At 73.4% G+C, this 14,339-nt stretch carries 14 protein-coding genes; 7 read left to right on the top strand and 7 right to left on the bottom strand.

Annotated elements, in window-relative coordinates:
• The first annotated feature begins 10 nt into the window (after positions 1 to 10).
• The 3 genes from LG634_RS08515 to fabF all read left to right on the top strand — a co-directional run bounded on the left by LG634_RS08515 (position 11) and on the right by fabF (position 2,673).
• The gene (locus LG634_RS08515) at positions 11 to 1,012 is read left to right on the top strand and encodes a ketoacyl-ACP synthase III (protein WP_226733040.1); all 1,002 of its coding nucleotides are present in this window, start codon (positions 11 to 13) and stop codon (positions 1,010 to 1,012) included.
• 70 nt (positions 1,013 to 1,082) lie between these two features.
• Positions 1,083 to 1,331 carry an acyl carrier protein gene (locus LG634_RS08510; RefSeq protein WP_226733039.1) on the top strand — a complete coding sequence of 83 codons (249 nt, stop codon included), beginning with the start codon at positions 1,083 to 1,085 and terminating at the stop codon, positions 1,329 to 1,331.
• 79 nt (positions 1,332 to 1,410) lie between these two features.
• Positions 1,411 to 2,673: a beta-ketoacyl-ACP synthase II gene (gene fabF, locus LG634_RS08505; protein WP_226733038.1), complete on the top strand. Its 1,263-nt coding sequence runs from the start codon at positions 1,411 to 1,413 to the stop codon at positions 2,671 to 2,673.
• A gap of 76 nt (positions 2,674 to 2,749) precedes the next feature.
• Here the strand turns inward: fabF and LG634_RS08500 are convergent, their stop codons facing one another.
• The gene (locus LG634_RS08500; protein WP_226733037.1) at positions 2,750 to 3,244 is read right to left on the bottom strand and encodes a DUF3145 domain-containing protein; all 495 of its coding nucleotides are present in this window, start codon (positions 3,242 to 3,244) and stop codon (positions 2,750 to 2,752) included.
• Positions 3,245 to 3,568: 324 nt separating this feature from the next.
• Here LG634_RS08500 and LG634_RS08495 point away from each other — a divergent pair, with 324 nt between their 5' ends.
• The gene (locus tag LG634_RS08495) at positions 3,569 to 4,489 is read left to right on the top strand and encodes an SGNH/GDSL hydrolase family protein (RefSeq protein WP_226733036.1); all 921 of its coding nucleotides are present in this window, start codon (positions 3,569 to 3,571) and stop codon (positions 4,487 to 4,489) included.
• A gap of 82 nt (positions 4,490 to 4,571) precedes the next feature.
• On the opposite strand, the gene LG634_RS08490 is transcribed toward LG634_RS08495, so the two are convergent.
• Complete coding sequence (locus LG634_RS08490) at positions 4,572 to 7,034, bottom strand: glycoside hydrolase family 3 protein (RefSeq protein WP_226733035.1); 2,463 nt, start codon at positions 7,032 to 7,034, stop codon at positions 4,572 to 4,574.
• Positions 7,035 to 7,273: 239 nt separating this feature from the next.
• On the opposite strand from LG634_RS08490, the gene LG634_RS08485 reads away from it, so the two are divergent.
• On the top strand, positions 7,274 to 7,903 hold the full coding sequence (locus LG634_RS08485) for a TetR/AcrR family transcriptional regulator (RefSeq protein ID WP_226733034.1): 630 nt from the start codon (positions 7,274 to 7,276) through the stop codon (positions 7,901 to 7,903).
• Positions 7,900 to 8,619 carry a carbon-nitrogen hydrolase family protein gene (locus tag LG634_RS08480; protein WP_226733033.1) on the top strand — a complete coding sequence of 240 codons (720 nt, stop codon included), beginning with the start codon at positions 7,900 to 7,902 and terminating at the stop codon, positions 8,617 to 8,619. The genes LG634_RS08485 and LG634_RS08480 overlap by 4 nt, the downstream gene beginning before the upstream one ends.
• 423 nt (positions 8,620 to 9,042) lie before the next feature.
• Here LG634_RS08480 and LG634_RS08475 read toward each other — a convergent pair whose 3' ends face one another.
• The 3 genes from LG634_RS08475 to LG634_RS08465 form a co-directional block, all read right to left on the bottom strand.
• A complete protein-coding gene (locus LG634_RS08475) occupies positions 9,043 to 9,957 on the bottom strand; it encodes an EI24 domain-containing protein (RefSeq protein ID WP_226733032.1) in 915 nt (304 codons plus the stop codon).
• A gap of 87 nt (positions 9,958 to 10,044) precedes the next feature.
• Positions 10,045 to 10,470 carry an organic hydroperoxide resistance protein gene (locus LG634_RS08470; RefSeq protein WP_226733031.1) on the bottom strand — a complete coding sequence of 142 codons (426 nt, stop codon included), beginning with the start codon at positions 10,468 to 10,470 and terminating at the stop codon, positions 10,045 to 10,047.
• 65 nt (positions 10,471 to 10,535) lie between these two features.
• Positions 10,536 to 11,555: an NADP-dependent oxidoreductase gene (locus LG634_RS08465; protein ID WP_226733030.1), complete on the bottom strand. Its 1,020-nt coding sequence runs from the start codon at positions 11,553 to 11,555 to the stop codon at positions 10,536 to 10,538.
• 155 nt (positions 11,556 to 11,710) lie between these two features.
• On the opposite strand from LG634_RS08465, the gene LG634_RS08460 reads away from it, so the two are divergent.
• Complete coding sequence (locus tag LG634_RS08460) at positions 11,711 to 12,136, top strand: MarR family winged helix-turn-helix transcriptional regulator (protein WP_226733029.1); 426 nt, start codon at positions 11,711 to 11,713, stop codon at positions 12,134 to 12,136.
• Positions 12,137 to 12,241: 105 nt separating this feature from the next.
• On the opposite strand, the gene LG634_RS08455 is transcribed toward LG634_RS08460, so the two are convergent.
• Both LG634_RS08455 and LG634_RS08450 read right to left on the bottom strand, forming a co-directional pair.
• A complete protein-coding gene (locus LG634_RS08455) occupies positions 12,242 to 13,234 on the bottom strand; it encodes an SCO2400 family protein (protein ID WP_226733028.1) in 993 nt (330 codons plus the stop codon).
• Between the two features lie 184 nt (positions 13,235 to 13,418).
• Positions 13,419 to 14,129, bottom strand: a complete 711-nt coding sequence (locus LG634_RS08450; protein WP_226733027.1) for an esterase/lipase family protein — start codon at positions 14,127 to 14,129, stop codon at positions 13,419 to 13,421.
• Positions 14,130 to 14,339 lie beyond the last annotated feature (210 nt).

Here is a 14,339-nt window from a genome sequence, read left to right as displayed (position 1 = left end):
GCCCCACCGCATGTCGAAGATCAAGCCTGCCCAAGGGTCTCCGTACGCCCGCATCCTCGGGGTCGGCGGCTACCGCCCGACCCGGGTGGTGCCGAACGAGGTCATCCTGGAGACGATCGACTCGTCCGACGAGTGGATCCGCTCCCGGTCCGGCATCGCCACCCGCCACTGGGCCTCCCCGCAGGAGACCGTCGCGGCGATGTCCGTGGAGGCCGCCGGCAAGGCACTCGCGGACGCGGGCATCGGAGCGGAGCAGATCGGCGCGGTCATCGTCTCCACGGTCTCGCACTTCAAGCAGACCCCGGCCGTCGCGACCGAGATCGCGGACCGGGTCGGTGCGGTCAAGCCCGCGGCGTTCGACATCTCGGCCGGCTGCGCCGGCTTCGGCTACGGGCTGACCCTGGCCAAGAGCCTCGTCGTCGAGGGTTCGGCGAAGTACGTCCTGGTCATCGGCGTGGAACGGCTGTCCGACCTGACCGACCTGGAGGACCGCGCGACGGCCTTCCTGTTCGGTGACGGGGCCGGTGCCGTGATCGTCGGTCCCTCGGACGAGCCGGCCATCGGCCCCACGGTGTGGGGTTCGGAGGGCGACAAGTCCGAGACCATCAAGCAGACCGTGCCGTGGGACGAGTACCGCTCCGGAACGGTCGAGAAGTTCCCGGCCATCACGCAGGAGGGCCAGGCGGTGTTCCGCTGGGCCGTCTTCGAGATGGCGAAGGTCGCCCAGCAGGCCCTGGACGCGGCCGGCATCTCGGCCGACGACCTGGACGTCTTCATCCCGCACCAGGCCAACATGCGGATCATCGATTCGATGGTGAAGACTCTCAAGCTGCCGGAGCACGTCACGGTCGCCCGCGACGTGGAAACCACCGGCAACACCTCGGCCGCCTCGATCCCGCTCGCGATGGAGCGGCTCCTGGCGACGGGGCAGGCGAAGAGCGGCGACACCGCGCTCGTCATCGGTTTCGGGGCAGGTCTCGTCTACGCCGCCACGGTGGTTACCCTCCCCTAGGCGCCCGGATCACCCGGACGCCGTGCAGTACCCGTTTCACCTTTCAGATAGCTAGCGAAGGAGCGCCAACATGGCCGCCACCCAGGAAGAGATCGTCGCCGGTCTCGCGGAGATCGTGAACGAGATCGCCGGCATCCCGGTCGAGGACGTCGAGGTCGACAAGTCCTTCACCGACGACCTGGACGTCGACTCCCTGTCCATGGTCGAGGTCGTCGTCGCCGCCGAAGAGCGCTTCGACGTGAAGATCCCGGACGAGGACGTCAAGGCGCTGCGTACCGTCGGCGACGCCGCGGACTACATCGCCAAGCACCAGGCCTGAGCCTGACGAGCGTTTGTCGCCACCCGGCGGTGGCGCCGTGACAATTCAGCACCCCATCAGACGTGGAGAAAGAATTCCTGTGAGCCAGACCAATCGCACCGTGGTCGTCACCGGTATCGGCGCAACGACTCCGCTGGGTGGCGACAGCGCATCGACCTGGGAGGGCCTGCTCGCGGGCCGTTCCGGGGTCCGCCCCCTGGAGGGCGAGCGCTTCGCCGACCTTCCGGTCCGCATCGCCGCTCAGGCCGCCGTCGACCCCGGCGAGGTCCTGCCCCGCCCGTTGGCGCGCAAGCTGGACCGCTCGGCGCAGTTCGCGCTGATCGCGGCCAAGGAGGCCTGGGCGGACGCCGGTTACACGGCTGCCGCCGGCGAGGACGCGTCCGTGGAGCCGGAGCGCCTGGGCACCGTGATCGCCTCCGGCATCGGCGGCGTGACGACGCTGCTCGACCAGTACGACGTACTGAAGGAAAAGGGTGTGCGCCGGGTCTCCCCGCACACCGTCCCCATGCTCATGCCGAACAGCCCGTCGGCGAACGTCGGCCTCGAGGTCAACGCCCGGGCCGGCGTGCACACCCCGGTCAGCGCCTGCGCGTCGGGCGCCGAGGCCATCGGCTACGCCGTCGAGATGATCCGTACCGGCCGTGCCGACGTGGTCGTCGCGGGCGGCACCGAGGCGGCGATCCACCCGCTGCCGATCGCGGCCTTCGCCAACATGATGGCGATGTCGAAGAACAACGACGAGCCCACCAAGGCCTCCCGCCCGTACGACAAGAACCGTGACGGGTTCGTCCTCGGCGAGGGTGCCGGCGTGATCGTGCTGGAGTCCGCGGAGCACGCCGCCAAGCGCGGTGCCCGCGTCTACTGCGAGGTGCTGGGCCAGGGACTGTCGGCCGACAGCCACCACATCGCGCAGCCCGAGCCGACCGGCCGCGGTGTCGCCGCAGCGGTGCAGAACCTGCTGGACAACACGGGTCTGAAGCCGTCCGAGGTGGTCCACCTCAACGCGCACGCGACCTCGACCCCGCAGGGCGACAGCGCCGAGATCATGGCGCTGCGCAAGGTGCTGGGCGACGACCTGGACCACGTGGCGGTGTCGGCGACCAAGTCGATGACGGGCCACCTGCTCGGCGGTGCCGGCGGCATCGAGAGCGTCGCGACCGTGCTGGCGCTGTACCACCGGCTGGCCCCGCCGACCATCAACATCGACGAGCTCGACGAGGGCATCGACGCCGACATCGTGACGGGCGAGCCGCGCAAGCTGCCCGAGGGCACGATCGCCGCGATCAACAACTCGTTCGGCTTCGGCGGTCACAACGTGACGCTGGCGTTCCGCTCGGTCTGACGGCCGTAGGACCGACGCGAAGGGGCCCCGCCCGGCAGCTGCCGGGCGGGGCCCCTTCGCGTGTGCGGGCCGCCGCTCAGACCACCTGGTGCAGCCAGCGGACGGGGGCGCCCTCGCCGGCGTACCGGAAGGGCTCCAGCTCGTCGTCCCAGGGTTTGCCGAGCAGCCGGGCGATCTCCGCTTCCAGGCCGGTGCCGCCTGCGGCGGCGCGGGCGAGGGCTGCGCGCAGCCGGTCCTCGGGGACCAGGATGTCGCCGTGCAGGCCGGTGACGGCGTGGAAGATGCCGAGTTCGGGGGTGGAGCTGTAGCGCTCGCCCTCGGCGGTGGCGCAGGGCTCGGCCGTCACCTCGAAGCGCAGCATCTGCCAGCCGCGCAGGGCGGAGGCGAGCTGGGAGGCGGTGCCGGCGGCCGCCTGCCAGGAGAACTCGGCCCGCCAGGTGCCGGGCGAGGCGGGCTGTCTGATCCAGTCGAGATTCACGCGCACTCCGAGCACGCCCGCCACTGCCCATTCCACGTGCGGACAGAGCGCGCGGGGCGCGGAATGCACGTACAGAACTCCACGTGTCGTCACCGGGACCTCCAGTGTGGGACGAGGTTCGCCTTCCCCAGCGGCCTCGTGCCGGTGCCGTTCCCGAGGTCACCCATAGTAAACAACACCGGGAGTGAATCTCCTGAAAACGGACAGTATGTGACGTGATGTAATTTACCGGAACCGATCTGACATTGCGCCACCGGTGGGCGGAGGGGCGGCTGCGGCACGCTCCACGAGAAGAAACTACCGTGCGCCGGGGGTCCAGGTGTGACGTACGGTCGGTCCGAGGACAGGGAAACACCGAGCTTTCACTCAGCAGGACGCCGTTGCCGGGCGCCCGGCAGCGAGGGAGGGGATCACCGGATGCGGAAGACCGTGCCGCACAGCCGTCCGCGCACCGCCCGGGCGGCCGCGGCGGCTCTGGCAGTTGTGCTGATGGCGATGGGTACGGGCTGCTCAGCGGGGTGGGATGGGGGTGCCGGCGAGCGTGCCGCCGGGGCTGCTGCGCGGCCGCCGGCGAAGCCCGTCCCCGTATGGAACCGGAATCCGGATTCCATCGCCGCTGTGGGTGACTCCATCACCCGTGGTTTCGATGCGTGTTCGGTTCTGGCGGACTGTCCGGAGGCGTCCTGGGCCACCGGGAACGACCCGGCGGTGCGCAGTCTGGCGAGCCGTCTGCTGGGGCCGGCGGGGGCGGCGGACCGGAGCTGGAACTTCGCCCGGACCGGGGCGCGGATGGCGGACCTGCCGGGGCAGTTGGCGGCGGCCGCGGAGCAGCGGCCGGAGCTGGTGACGGTGATGGCGGGGGCGAACGACGCGTGCCGGACGTCGGCGGCGTCGATGACGCCGGTCGAGGAGTTCCGTTCGGATTTCGCGAAGGGGCTGGGGCGGCTGCGGAAGGCGCTGCCGAAGACGCAGGTGTACGTGTCGAGCGTGCCGGACCTGATGCGGCTGTGGGAGACCGGGCGGGACAGTCCGCTGGGCCGGCAGATCTGGAAGCTGGGCATCTGCCCGTCGATGCTGGCCGATCCGGAGGCGGTGGACGCGGCGGCGGCGAAGCGGCGGGCGGCGGTGCAGGCGCGGGTGGTCGCGTACAACACGGTGCTGCGGGAGGTGTGCGGAAGGGATCCGCTGTGCCGGTACGACGGGGGTGCGGTGTTCCGCTACCCGTTCACGGTGTCCCAGCTGAGCCGGTGGGACTGGTTCCACCCGGGCAAGGACGGGCAGGCGCGGCTGGCGGAGCTGGCGCACCGGCAGGTGACGGCGGCGGGTCCGCCGCGGTAGCCGGTGCGGGCCGCGGCGGGTGCGGAGCCGGGGGCGGGTGTCAGGGCCCGCCCCCGGTCCGGTCTCGGGAGGGTCCGGCGGGTCAGACCTCCAGGGTGGCGGCGAGCCGGGTGTCGGTGACGGACCGGCCGGCCTGCACCTGGTGGCGGCCGGTGGTGCGGGCCCAGCCGCCGGCCTCCTCGTCCCAGGCCTCGAAGGCGCGGGCGGGCAGGGTGACCTCCGCCTCGGCGCTCTCGCCGGGGCCGGCCTCGACGGCGGCGAAGCCGGCGAGCCGGCGGGCCGGGCGGTCCGCGGTGCCGGCGGGCGGCGCGAGGTAGACCTGGACGACCTCGCGGCCGGGGCGGGTGCCGGTGTTGCGGACCCGGACCCGGACGGTGGTGGGGGTGGCCTCCAGTGATTCGTACGACCAGTCCGTGTAGCCGAGGCCGTGGCCGAAGGGGTAGGCCGGGGAGGCGGGGGCCCGGTCCCAGGCGCGGTAGCCGATGAACAGGCCCTCGCGGTAGGCGAGCCGGCCGTCCTGCGGGGTGACGTCGGTGACGGGGGCGTCGGCGAGGGCGGCGGGCCAGGTGGTGGGGAGGCGGCCGCCGGGTTCGGCGGCGCCGGTCAGGACGTCCGCGAGGGCGGCGCCGCCTTCCTGGCCGGGGAACCAGGTCAGCAGGACGGCGGCCACGTCCTCGCGCCACGGCAGCTCCACCGGGGAGCCGGCGTTGACGACGACGACGGTGCGGGGGTTGGCGGCGGCGACGGCGCGGACGAGGTCGTCCTGGCGGCCGGGCAGGGCGAGGTCGGTGCGGTCGAAGCCCTCGGACTCGACGCGTTCGGTGGTGGCGACGACCACGATCGCGGTGTCGGCGGCGCGGGCGGCTTCGACGGCCTCGGCGATGAGGGTGTCGGGGTCCCGGCGGGGGCCGAGGTGGAGCAGGGAGAACATGACCGCCTTGAGCGGGACGGCGGCCAGGTCGGGGACCTGGTAGCGGAGCGAGACGTCGACGGGTTCGCCGGCGGTGAGGGTGGCGCGGCCGCGTTCGGTGGGGGCGCCGAAGAACGCCTCGAAGGGGTCGGCCTCGTCGCCCATCTGCTGGACGCCCGCCCACAACGGGGTGCCGCCGACGCTGAGGGCGAAGGCGCCCAGTCCGCGGGTGCCGAAGGCGTGTTCGCCGCTCTCGCGGGGCACGAAGGTGCCGGTCACCTCGATCTCGGCCATGGTGTCGTACGTGGCACCGGCGGGGAGGTCGTCGCCGATCCACTGGACCTGACCGGAGGGCAGGCTGCCCTCGCCGAGCACCGTGCCGGCGGCGTCGCGGCAGACCGCGCGGAGGATGAAGTCCGCTCCGGCGGGGACGAGTTCGTCGGACGGGTCGGCGCCGGTGCAGTAGGTCAGGGTGGCGCCGGGGACGGCGGCGAGGGCTTCGGTGAGGCCGTCGAGCGGGGAGACCACCCGCTCCGGGAAGACGGTGGCGGAGCCGCCTCCGAGCACCCGGGCATCGCGGGCGGCGGCGCCGCAGAGGGCGATCCGGCCGGGGGTGAGCGGGAGGACGCCGTTCTCGTTGCGGACGAGGACGGAGCCGCGGCGGGCGATCTCCCGGGCCAGGGCGGGACCGTCGACGGCGGCGGGCGGCTCGGCGACCACGGGCGGGGCACCGTCGAGGGCGCCGGTGCGGGCGGCCAGCATCAGGACGTTGCGGACGGCGGCGTCGAGGGCGGACTCGGGGACGGTGCCGGCCCGGACCGCGTCGGCGAGGGCGGGTCCGTAGACGGTCTGCGGGCCGGGCATGGCGATGTCGAGGCCGCCGAGGATGCCGCCGGCGGTGGAGCGGGCGGCCATCCAGTCGGAGACGTTGACGCCGTCGAAGCCCCACTCGCCGCGCAGGACGTCCTGGACGAGGCGGCGGTGCTCGGACATGGTCGTGCCGTTGACCTGGTTGTAGGCGGTCATGACGCCCCAGGGCCGGGCGTTCTTGACGATCGTCTCGAACGGCGCGAGGTACAGCTCGCGCAGCGGGCCTTCGGCGATCTCGTTGTCGACGGTGAAGCGGTCGGTCTCGGCGTCGTTGCCGACGAAGTGCTTGACGGTGGTGCCGACGCCGCCGTCCTGGACGCCGCGGACGTAGCCGGTGCCGATCTCTCCGGTGAGGTGCGGGTCTTCGGAGTAGCACTCGAAGTGGCGGCCGCCGAGCGGGGAGCGGTGCAGGTTGACGGTGGGGGCGAGCAGGACGTGGACGCCCTTGCGGCGGGCCTCCTGGGCAAGGAGGCCGCCGGCCCGGCGGGCGAGTTCCGGGTCCCAGGAGGCGGCGAGCGCGGTGGGCGAGGGCAGGGCGACCGACGGGTCGTCGGCGGTCCAGCGCACGCCGCGGACGCCGATCGGGCCGTCGGACATGACGAGGGACTGCAGGCCGATCTCGGGGAGGGCGGGCAGGGACCACATGTCGCGGCCGGACAGCAGCCGGGCCTTGGTGTCGAGGTCGAGCTTGCCGAGCGCCGCCTCCACGGCCTCGGTGCGTGCCTGTTCGGCCCGGTCGGAGTGGGGGTGCGCCGCATCTGCCACGGCCGGCCTCCTCGGTGGGATCGGGTGCGGAGTGGCCCCATGGTGGCGCGGTTCCCTGTAGACCGGTAGGTGATGTTATCTTTTCGTGATGATCGGGGCGGTGTGCCGGGGGATGGCGTACGGTCCTGCCTTGACGGACGGACGGACGGGTGGACGGACGGGTGGGCCGGGCGCGGCGGGCTGACGGGTCCGCGGGTACGGCGGCGTACGGGCGGACCACGGGAAGGGGCGCGGGGCGGATGGCCAGGGCCAGGAGCGAGGAGCGGCGCGGGGAGATCCTGCGCGCGGCGCTGGAGGTCATCGCCGAGCGCGGCTACCGGGGGGCCTCTCTGGCCGCGGTGGCCGAGCGGGTGGGCCTGACCCAGCAGGGCGTCCTGCACCACTTCCCCTCGAAGGAGGCGCTGCTGGTCGCCGTCCTGGAGGAGCGGGACCGCTGGGACACCGGCGGCGGCTCCCGGGCCGCGGCCGGGGAGTGGCGGCTGGACCTGCTGGCCTCGCTGGTCGACTACAACGCGATGCGGCCGGGGATCGTGCAGACGTTCTCGGCGCTGCTCGGGGAGAGCGTCACCGAGGGGCATCCGGCGCGGGAGTTCTTCACCACCCGGTACGCGCAGGTGCGGGCCGAGATGGCCGCGGTGCTGCGGGCCGAGTTCGGCGGCCGGCTGCCGTCGGGGCTGACCCCGGAGGCGGCCGCCCCGCTGCTGGTCGCGGTGCTTGACGGGCTCCAGTACCAGTGGCTGCTGGCGCCGGATGCGGTGGACATGCCGGCCGCGTTCCGTGCGTTCGTCACCCTGCTGCACGGGAGTCCGGCCGCCGACCCGTCCGGGCGCGGGCCCGGGCACGACCACGGAAAGGGAGCCGCCTCGTGAGGATCGCCGCTGCCCAGCTGACCTGCGTACCGGCCGACGTGAAGGCCAACGTGGCGGAGGTGGTGCGCCTGGCCGGGGCGGCCCGGGAGGCGGGGGCCGAGCTGGTGGTGTTCCCCGAACTCGCGCTCACGGGCTACGAGATCGACGCGCTGCGCGCGGACCGGGGGTTGTGGACGGGGCCGGAGGACCCGCGGCTGGACCCGGTCCGGTCGAGCGGCATCGCGACCGTCGTGAACTGCGCGGCCCCGACCGGCGGTCCGCTGCCCGCGCTGACGACGTTCGTGTACGCGGCGGATGGCAGCCTGCTGACGACGTACGCGAAGCAGTGCCTGTACGAGCAGGAGCAGGGGGTGTTCGAGCCGGGCACGCGGGACGGGCGCTTCACGCTCGGCGGGACCGGGTTTTCGCTGGCCACCTGCTATGACAACCACTTCCCGGAGCTGACGGGGCGGGGCGCGTCCGACGGCTGCCGGGTGCACTTGGCCTCGTCGCTGTACGGCACGGGCGGCGGGGTGCAGGAGCGGGCCACGGTGTACCCGGCGATCGCCGCCGCCACTGGTATGGCGGTCGTGCTCGCCAACCACGTGGGGCCTGCGGGCCCCTGGACCGGCTGCGGACGCTCCGCCGTCTGGGGTCCCGACGGCACGCTCCTCGCGGAGGCGGACGCCCACACGGCCACGGTGGCCTCGGCAGACCTGCCCGCCCCGCCGGCCTGAACCCGCCCCCGTGCGGGGCGGAGCCCCAGGGCAACCCGGCTGCGCCGGCTCCCGGGCTCCGCCCGGACCCGCGCCTCAAACGCCGGCGAGGCTGGAAGTTGCCCCCACGCCTCAACGCCGGCGAGGCTGGAAGTGCGCCCGTACGCGGCTGCCCGGCCGGGCGAAGCAACTCCGCCTTGCTCGGGCGGGCTGGCCACTGGGCGAAGCAACTCCACCTCGCTCGGGCCGGCTGCCCACCGGGCGAAGCAACTCCACCTCGCTCGGGCCGGCTGCCCACCGGGCGGGGGCAAATCCAGCCCCTCCGGCGTTTGAGGAGCGGGGTTTGGGGCGGAGCCCCAAGACAGGCCGGCCGCGCCGGCTCCCGGGCTCCGCCCGGACCCGCGCCTCAAACGCCGGCGGGGCTGGAAGTTGCCCCGCCGGGACTCAGTCGGTGGTGTGGGGCGACTTGGACAGCGGGTGGGGGGCGGCATTGGCTGCCGGGGCGTGGTCGGCGCGGATCGCGCGGTTGGCGTCGGCCGGGGAGACCGGGGCAGGGCCGGCAGGGTCCGAGCCGGCGGGGTCGGCCGAGGAGGCCCGGTCCGGGTCGGCGGGGTCCGGGCCCGGTTCGTTCAGGAGGTCGCGGGTCATCAGGGTGGCGCCGGCGACCGCACCCGGCATGAGGAAGACGGCGACCAGCGGGACGAGGAAGGCGAGCACGAGCGGCACGCCGAAGCCGATGGCCAGGCCGCGCCGCCCGCGCAGGAGCCGCAGCCGCTCCGGCAGCTCGACCCCGCGCCGCTGGAGGGCGACCGCCGTGAGCTCCTCGGCGAGGAAGAAGCCGGAGACGCAGAACCCGATCGCGGGGATCACCGTCTGCCCGATCACCGGGACGAACCCCAGCGCGAACAGCAGGACGCTGTAGCAGACCACCCGCAGCAGGATCCTGACGCTGTCCCGGGCCGAGATCCACAGCTCCCGCCACAACGGCAGCCCGGACTCCGGCACCTCACCGCCCTCGGTCCGGTCGACCTGCTCGGACAGGGACTCGTAGAACGGCTGCCCGACCAGCAGGGTCACGGCGGTGAAGGTGATCACCGACAGGAACAGGCTGAGGCCGATGACCAGCCCGGTCAGCGCACCCCGGAAGAGCCCCTGCCACGGCGAGCCCCAGTCGTCGGCGAACGGCGTCACCCACGCGGTGAAGTCGTCGGCACCGAAGCCGATGCCCACCAGCGCGGCGACGTACAGCACCAGCGCCACGAGCCCCGGCAGCAGCCCGAAGCCGAACCAACGGCCGTGTCCGGCCACCCATCGCTGTCCGGCCAGCAGGTACCGGAAACCCCCCACGAGATCACGCATCGGGCCAGCTTACGGCGCAGGCCGCACCCCCGAACGAGGGGTGCGGCCCGGCCTGCGCACCGAAGCGGTGCGCCGAAGCGGTGCGCGTCAGGCGACGGCGAGCTCGACGCTGATGTTGCCGCGGGTGGCCTTGGAGTACGGGCACACCTGGTGCGCCTTCTCGACCAGGTCCTTGGCACGCTCCTGGTCGACGGCCGGAATGGCGGCGACGATCTTGACGATGATGCCGAAGCCGTCGTCGTTCTTGCCGATGCCCACCTCGGCGGTCACGGTCGCGCCGGTGAGGTCGGCGTTCTCGTTGCGGGCGACGACGCCGAGGGCGCCCTGGAAGCAGGCGCTGTAGCCGGCGGCGAACAGCTGCTCCGGGTTGGTGCCGGCGCCGCTGCCGCCCATGGCCTTCGGCGGGTTCACGACCACGTCGAGCTGGCCGTCGTCGCTGGCGACGCGGCCGTCGCGGCCGTTCTCGGCGGTGGCGACAGCGGTGTAGAGAACGTCGGACTGCTGGATGGACATGTTGGAACGATCCTCCTGGTTGTCGCCGCGACTCGCGCCCACGATCGCGACGGCTCGGGGAGAGCCTAGCGGGTGAAAGAAACGATCATCTTTCCGGTGTTCTCTCCGCGCAGCATGCCGAGGAACGCGTCGGCGCCGTTCTCGATGCCGTGGACCACCGTCTCGTCCGCCTTCAGCTCGCCGGAGCGCAGCCAGCCGGCGACGTCCTGGACGAACTGCTGCTGGAGCCCGGCGTGGTCGCTGACGAGGATGCCCTGGAGGCGCAGCCGCTTGCCGATGACGGCGACGAGGTTGCGCGGGCCGGGGGCCGGCTCGGTGTCGTTGTACTGGGCGATGGCCCCGCACAGGGTGGCGCGGCCGTGCAGGTTGAGCGCGCCGATGGCGGCTTCGAGGTGGTCGCCGCCGACGTTGTCGAAGTAGACGTCGATGCCCTCGGGGGCGGCCTCGCCGAGCTGCTCGGCGACCGGGCGGTCCTTGTAGTTGAAGGCGGCGTCGAAGCCGTACTTCCCGGTGAGGAGCTTCACCTTGTCGTCGGAGCCGGCCGAGCCGATCACCCGGGAGGCGCCCTTGATCTTCGCGAACTGGCCCACGAGGCTGCCGACGGCACCGGCGGCGCCGGAGACGAACACGGCGTCGCCCTCCTTGAAGGAGGCGGTCTCGAAGAGTCCGGCGTACGCGGTCAGGCCGGGCATGCCGAGCACGCCGAGGTACGCGGAGAGCGGCGCGAGCGAGGCGTCCACCTTGGTGGCGTGGGCGGCGTCCACGTCGGCGTACTCGCGCCAGCCGAGGCCGTGCAGGACGTGGTCGCCGACCTCGAAGCCCTCGGCGGCGGAGGCCACGACCTCGCCGACCGCGCCGCCGTCCATCGGCTGGTCCAGCTTGAACGGGGGGATGTACGACTTCACGTCGTTCATGCGGCCGCGCATGTACGGGTCCACCGACATGTGGAGGTTGCGGACCAGGATCCGGCCCGCGGCGGGAGCGGTGACCGGCACCTCGCGCAGGGCGAAGTCCTCGGCGGTCGGCCAGCCCTGCGGACGGGCGACCAGGTGCCACTCGCGGCTGACGGCGGGGAAGTCGGACATGAAAGCTCCCGGAATACGGCAAGGGTGAGGAAGGCACGGGTGCGGAGGGCGCGCAGAGGACTGCGCACCGCCGCCGGGCCCGAATTGCTTCAGGACCTGAAACAACCATGCTCCTGGATATTTCATGTTGTCAAGTAAATGAGTAGGCTGGTGCCATGCCCTCCCGCACAGACCCCCTGACCCTCGAGGTCGTCGAACTCATCGGCGCCGTCGTGGCCCGCTACCACGAGGAGTACGAGGAGGCCGCGGCAAGCCACCAGCTCACCGGCGCGCAGGCCCGCGTACTGGCGCTGCTGGCCTTCGACCCGCTGCCGATGCGCCGGATCGCCCAGAAGCTGAAATGCGAGCCCTCGAACATCACCGGGATCGTGGACCGGCTGGAGGGCCGCGGCCTGGTGGAGCGCCACCCGGACCCGGCCGACCGACGGGTCAAGCTCGCCGTCGCCACCGAGGCGGGAATGCAGACCGCCGGGCAGCTGCGCGACGCGCTGGACTTCGCCCGGGAGCCCCTGGCCGGCCTGAGCACGGCCGAGCGGACGGTACTGCGCGACCTGCTCCAGCGGATGCTGGGCGCGGCCTAGGGGCCAAGGCGCCAAGCCGCCTCACGACTGCGGCTGCGGCTGCGGCTGCGGCTGCGGCTGCGGCTGCGGCTGCGGCTGCGGCTCAGTGACCGCCGGGGCCGCAGGTCAGACGCACCACCACAGGATCCACTCGCACTCCTCCGCCGGTTCCGGCGTAGCGGATCCGGAGGGGGTGGCGCTCGCGGACGGGCCGGGCGAGGTGCTGCGGCGCGGTTTGCGGGGCTTGGGCTTGCCGGAGTCCCCGGGGCCGGGGGCGGCCTCGGGTGATTCCTGCGGGCCGGCGCCCTCCGTCGGCGCGGCCTCGGGGGCGCCGCTCTCCTCGGTTCGCCCTCCGGCCGGGGCGGTGGTTCCGGCGACGGCCGGGGCGGTGGAGCCGGCCGCTTCCGTCGCCTCGGGGCCGGGGGCCGAGTCGGCCGCGGTCCCGGGACCGGCCGGCGGCGTGGCGGGCACGCCGGGCGTCTCGGGTGCCTCCGGCTGCCCGGTGGCGGGTTTCTCCTCCTGCTGGACCACCCGGTCCGCGCGGTCGGCGCGGCCGTCGTCGCCGTTCAGGGCCGCCACCGCGAGCGAGCCGCCGGTCGCGAAGACCAGCCCCAGCCCGATGGCGAGCGCCGCCCGGCCCCGCCGCCGCGGCCCGGCGGCCCGGCGCCGGGTCCCTTCGGTACGTCCGGCCGCCCCGCCCAGCCGGACGGCGGGCAGCTCGTCGGCGGCGGGCCCGGCGAGCCCGGGACCGCCGAACGGCTCGCCGGCGGACCCGCTCCCGGCGGGCTCCCCGGCAACCGGGCGGGCGTACGGGGACGGGTCGTGCGCGGGCCGGTCGTATGCGCCCCGGCCGTCCGAGGCCTGCCCGTACGGGGTCTGGCCGTGCGGACCCGGCCCGTACGGGGTCTGGCCGTACGCGCTCTGCTCGTACGGGTCCTGCTCGGGCGGGCCGTACGGCGCCGCGGAATACGGCGTCCCGGCGTACGGCCCCGTCTCCGCGGGGGCCGGCGCAGCCGGGGCCGGGGCGGGGGCGGCGGTCAGGTGCTCGGCGGGGGTTCCGCAGCCGGCGCACGCCAGTGCGCCGTTGAGGTGCCGCCGGCAGGCGTGGCAGTAGTCCATGGCGCCCGCAGGCTATGCGCTCCCCGGTCACGGCGGCGCCTTGACCCTGTAAGGATCCTGTGTGCTTTTCAGACCGGTGCGCCGCGGGTCCCGCCGCAGGTCGGCGCAGCGCCACGCCCCCGGCACCCGGCGTGACGACGTGTGCGCAGGGCGGCCGGAGCGGTGCGCTGCGTCACGCGTCCGGTCACCGCGCCAGGAAGGCGCGTACGCCGGCGGAGACCCCGTCGTCGCCGAGGAAGTCGTTGTGCTTCAGGCAGCCGGCGTACGTGTTGGCCGCGCCGGACAGCGGGACACTGGAGTCCGGGTTGATCACTTCGTCGCAGTCCGACCAGAACGTCGCGTACGCCACCGCCCCCGGCGTCTCGTCGCCCTCGGCCAGCTTCTTCTGTACGTACGAGCCGGGGCTCATGTCCCGGCAGGCCTGGCCCCAGATGACGCAGGCCCAGCTGATGTACGTGCCGTGGTTGGGGCCGGCCAGGGAGACCCAGCGGCCGACCTTCGGCGCGCCGCCGCCGTGCTTCACGTACCAGCGGGTGACGAGCGAGCCGAAGGAGTGGGCGACCACGTCGACCTGCGCGGCGCCGGTCCGGGCGCGGACCTCGTCGACATAGGCGGCGAACCGGCCGGCGAGCACCTCGTTCACCGACTGGTGGGTGTCGTAACCCCAGGAGAAGAGCAGGGAGTCGGGGTAGCCGTCGGCGCGGAGGTCGGAACGGAGCGAGCCCCAGACGCCGGGGTCGGCGTTGTAGCCGTGCACGAACACCACCGGATTGCGCTGTCCTGCCTGGTGGGAGGCGGTGCCGGCCACCCGTTCGGCGGCGTTGGCGGTCAGCGGCGCCGTCAGCAGTGCGACGAGCGCGAGCAGGGCGGCAACTCTCTGGCGGACCGTCAGCACGGCGTCCCCCTTACCTCGTTACGCGCGAGTAGTAGGCGCATGGTGCGGGCTGACACGCCAGAAGACCACCCCCGTGCAGCACCCCACGACTCACTCGGCGCACCGGCATCACCCCCCGACCGGACCAGCCCAACGCGCAGGATGTCCGATATGACCGAAAAGATGCGAAATGTGACCAGCAGTCGCCGGTCTTCATCTCAGCAAGCGTCA

The organism is Streptomyces bambusae (assembly GCF_020532645.1).
Classification (GTDB): Bacteria; Actinomycetota; Actinomycetes; order Streptomycetales; family Streptomycetaceae; genus Streptomyces; species Streptomyces bambusae.
This window is presented reverse-complemented; position numbering and strand designations above follow the sequence as displayed.

What these genes read in the sequence shown, in the direction of transcription:
- LG634_RS08455 (WP_226733028.1), bottom strand. Translation starts at nt 13,234, where the DNA reads ATGGACTACTGCCACGCCTGCCGGCGGCACCTCAACGGCGCACTGGCG.
- LG634_RS08460 (WP_226733029.1), top strand. Translation starts at nt 11,711, where the DNA reads ATGCCCTCCCGCACAGACCCCCTGACCCTCGAGGTCGTCGAACTCATC.
- LG634_RS08470 (WP_226733031.1), bottom strand. Translation starts at nt 10,470, where the DNA reads ATGTCCATCCAGCAGTCCGACGTTCTCTACACCGCTGTCGCCACCGCC.
- LG634_RS08475 (WP_226733032.1), bottom strand. Translation starts at nt 9,957, where the DNA reads ATGCGTGATCTCGTGGGGGGTTTCCGGTACCTGCTGGCCGGACAGCGA.
- LG634_RS08495 (WP_226733036.1), top strand. Translation starts at nt 3,569, where the DNA reads ATGCGGAAGACCGTGCCGCACAGCCGTCCGCGCACCGCCCGGGCGGCC.
- LG634_RS08465 (WP_226733030.1), bottom strand. Translation starts at nt 11,555, where the DNA reads ATGTCCGACTTCCCCGCCGTCAGCCGCGAGTGGCACCTGGTCGCCCGT.
- LG634_RS08515 (WP_226733040.1), top strand. Translation starts at nt 11, where the DNA reads ATGTCGAAGATCAAGCCTGCCCAAGGGTCTCCGTACGCCCGCATCCTC.
- LG634_RS08485 (WP_226733034.1), top strand. Translation starts at nt 7,274, where the DNA reads ATGGCCAGGGCCAGGAGCGAGGAGCGGCGCGGGGAGATCCTGCGCGCG.
- LG634_RS08510 (WP_226733039.1), top strand. Translation starts at nt 1,083, where the DNA reads ATGGCCGCCACCCAGGAAGAGATCGTCGCCGGTCTCGCGGAGATCGTG.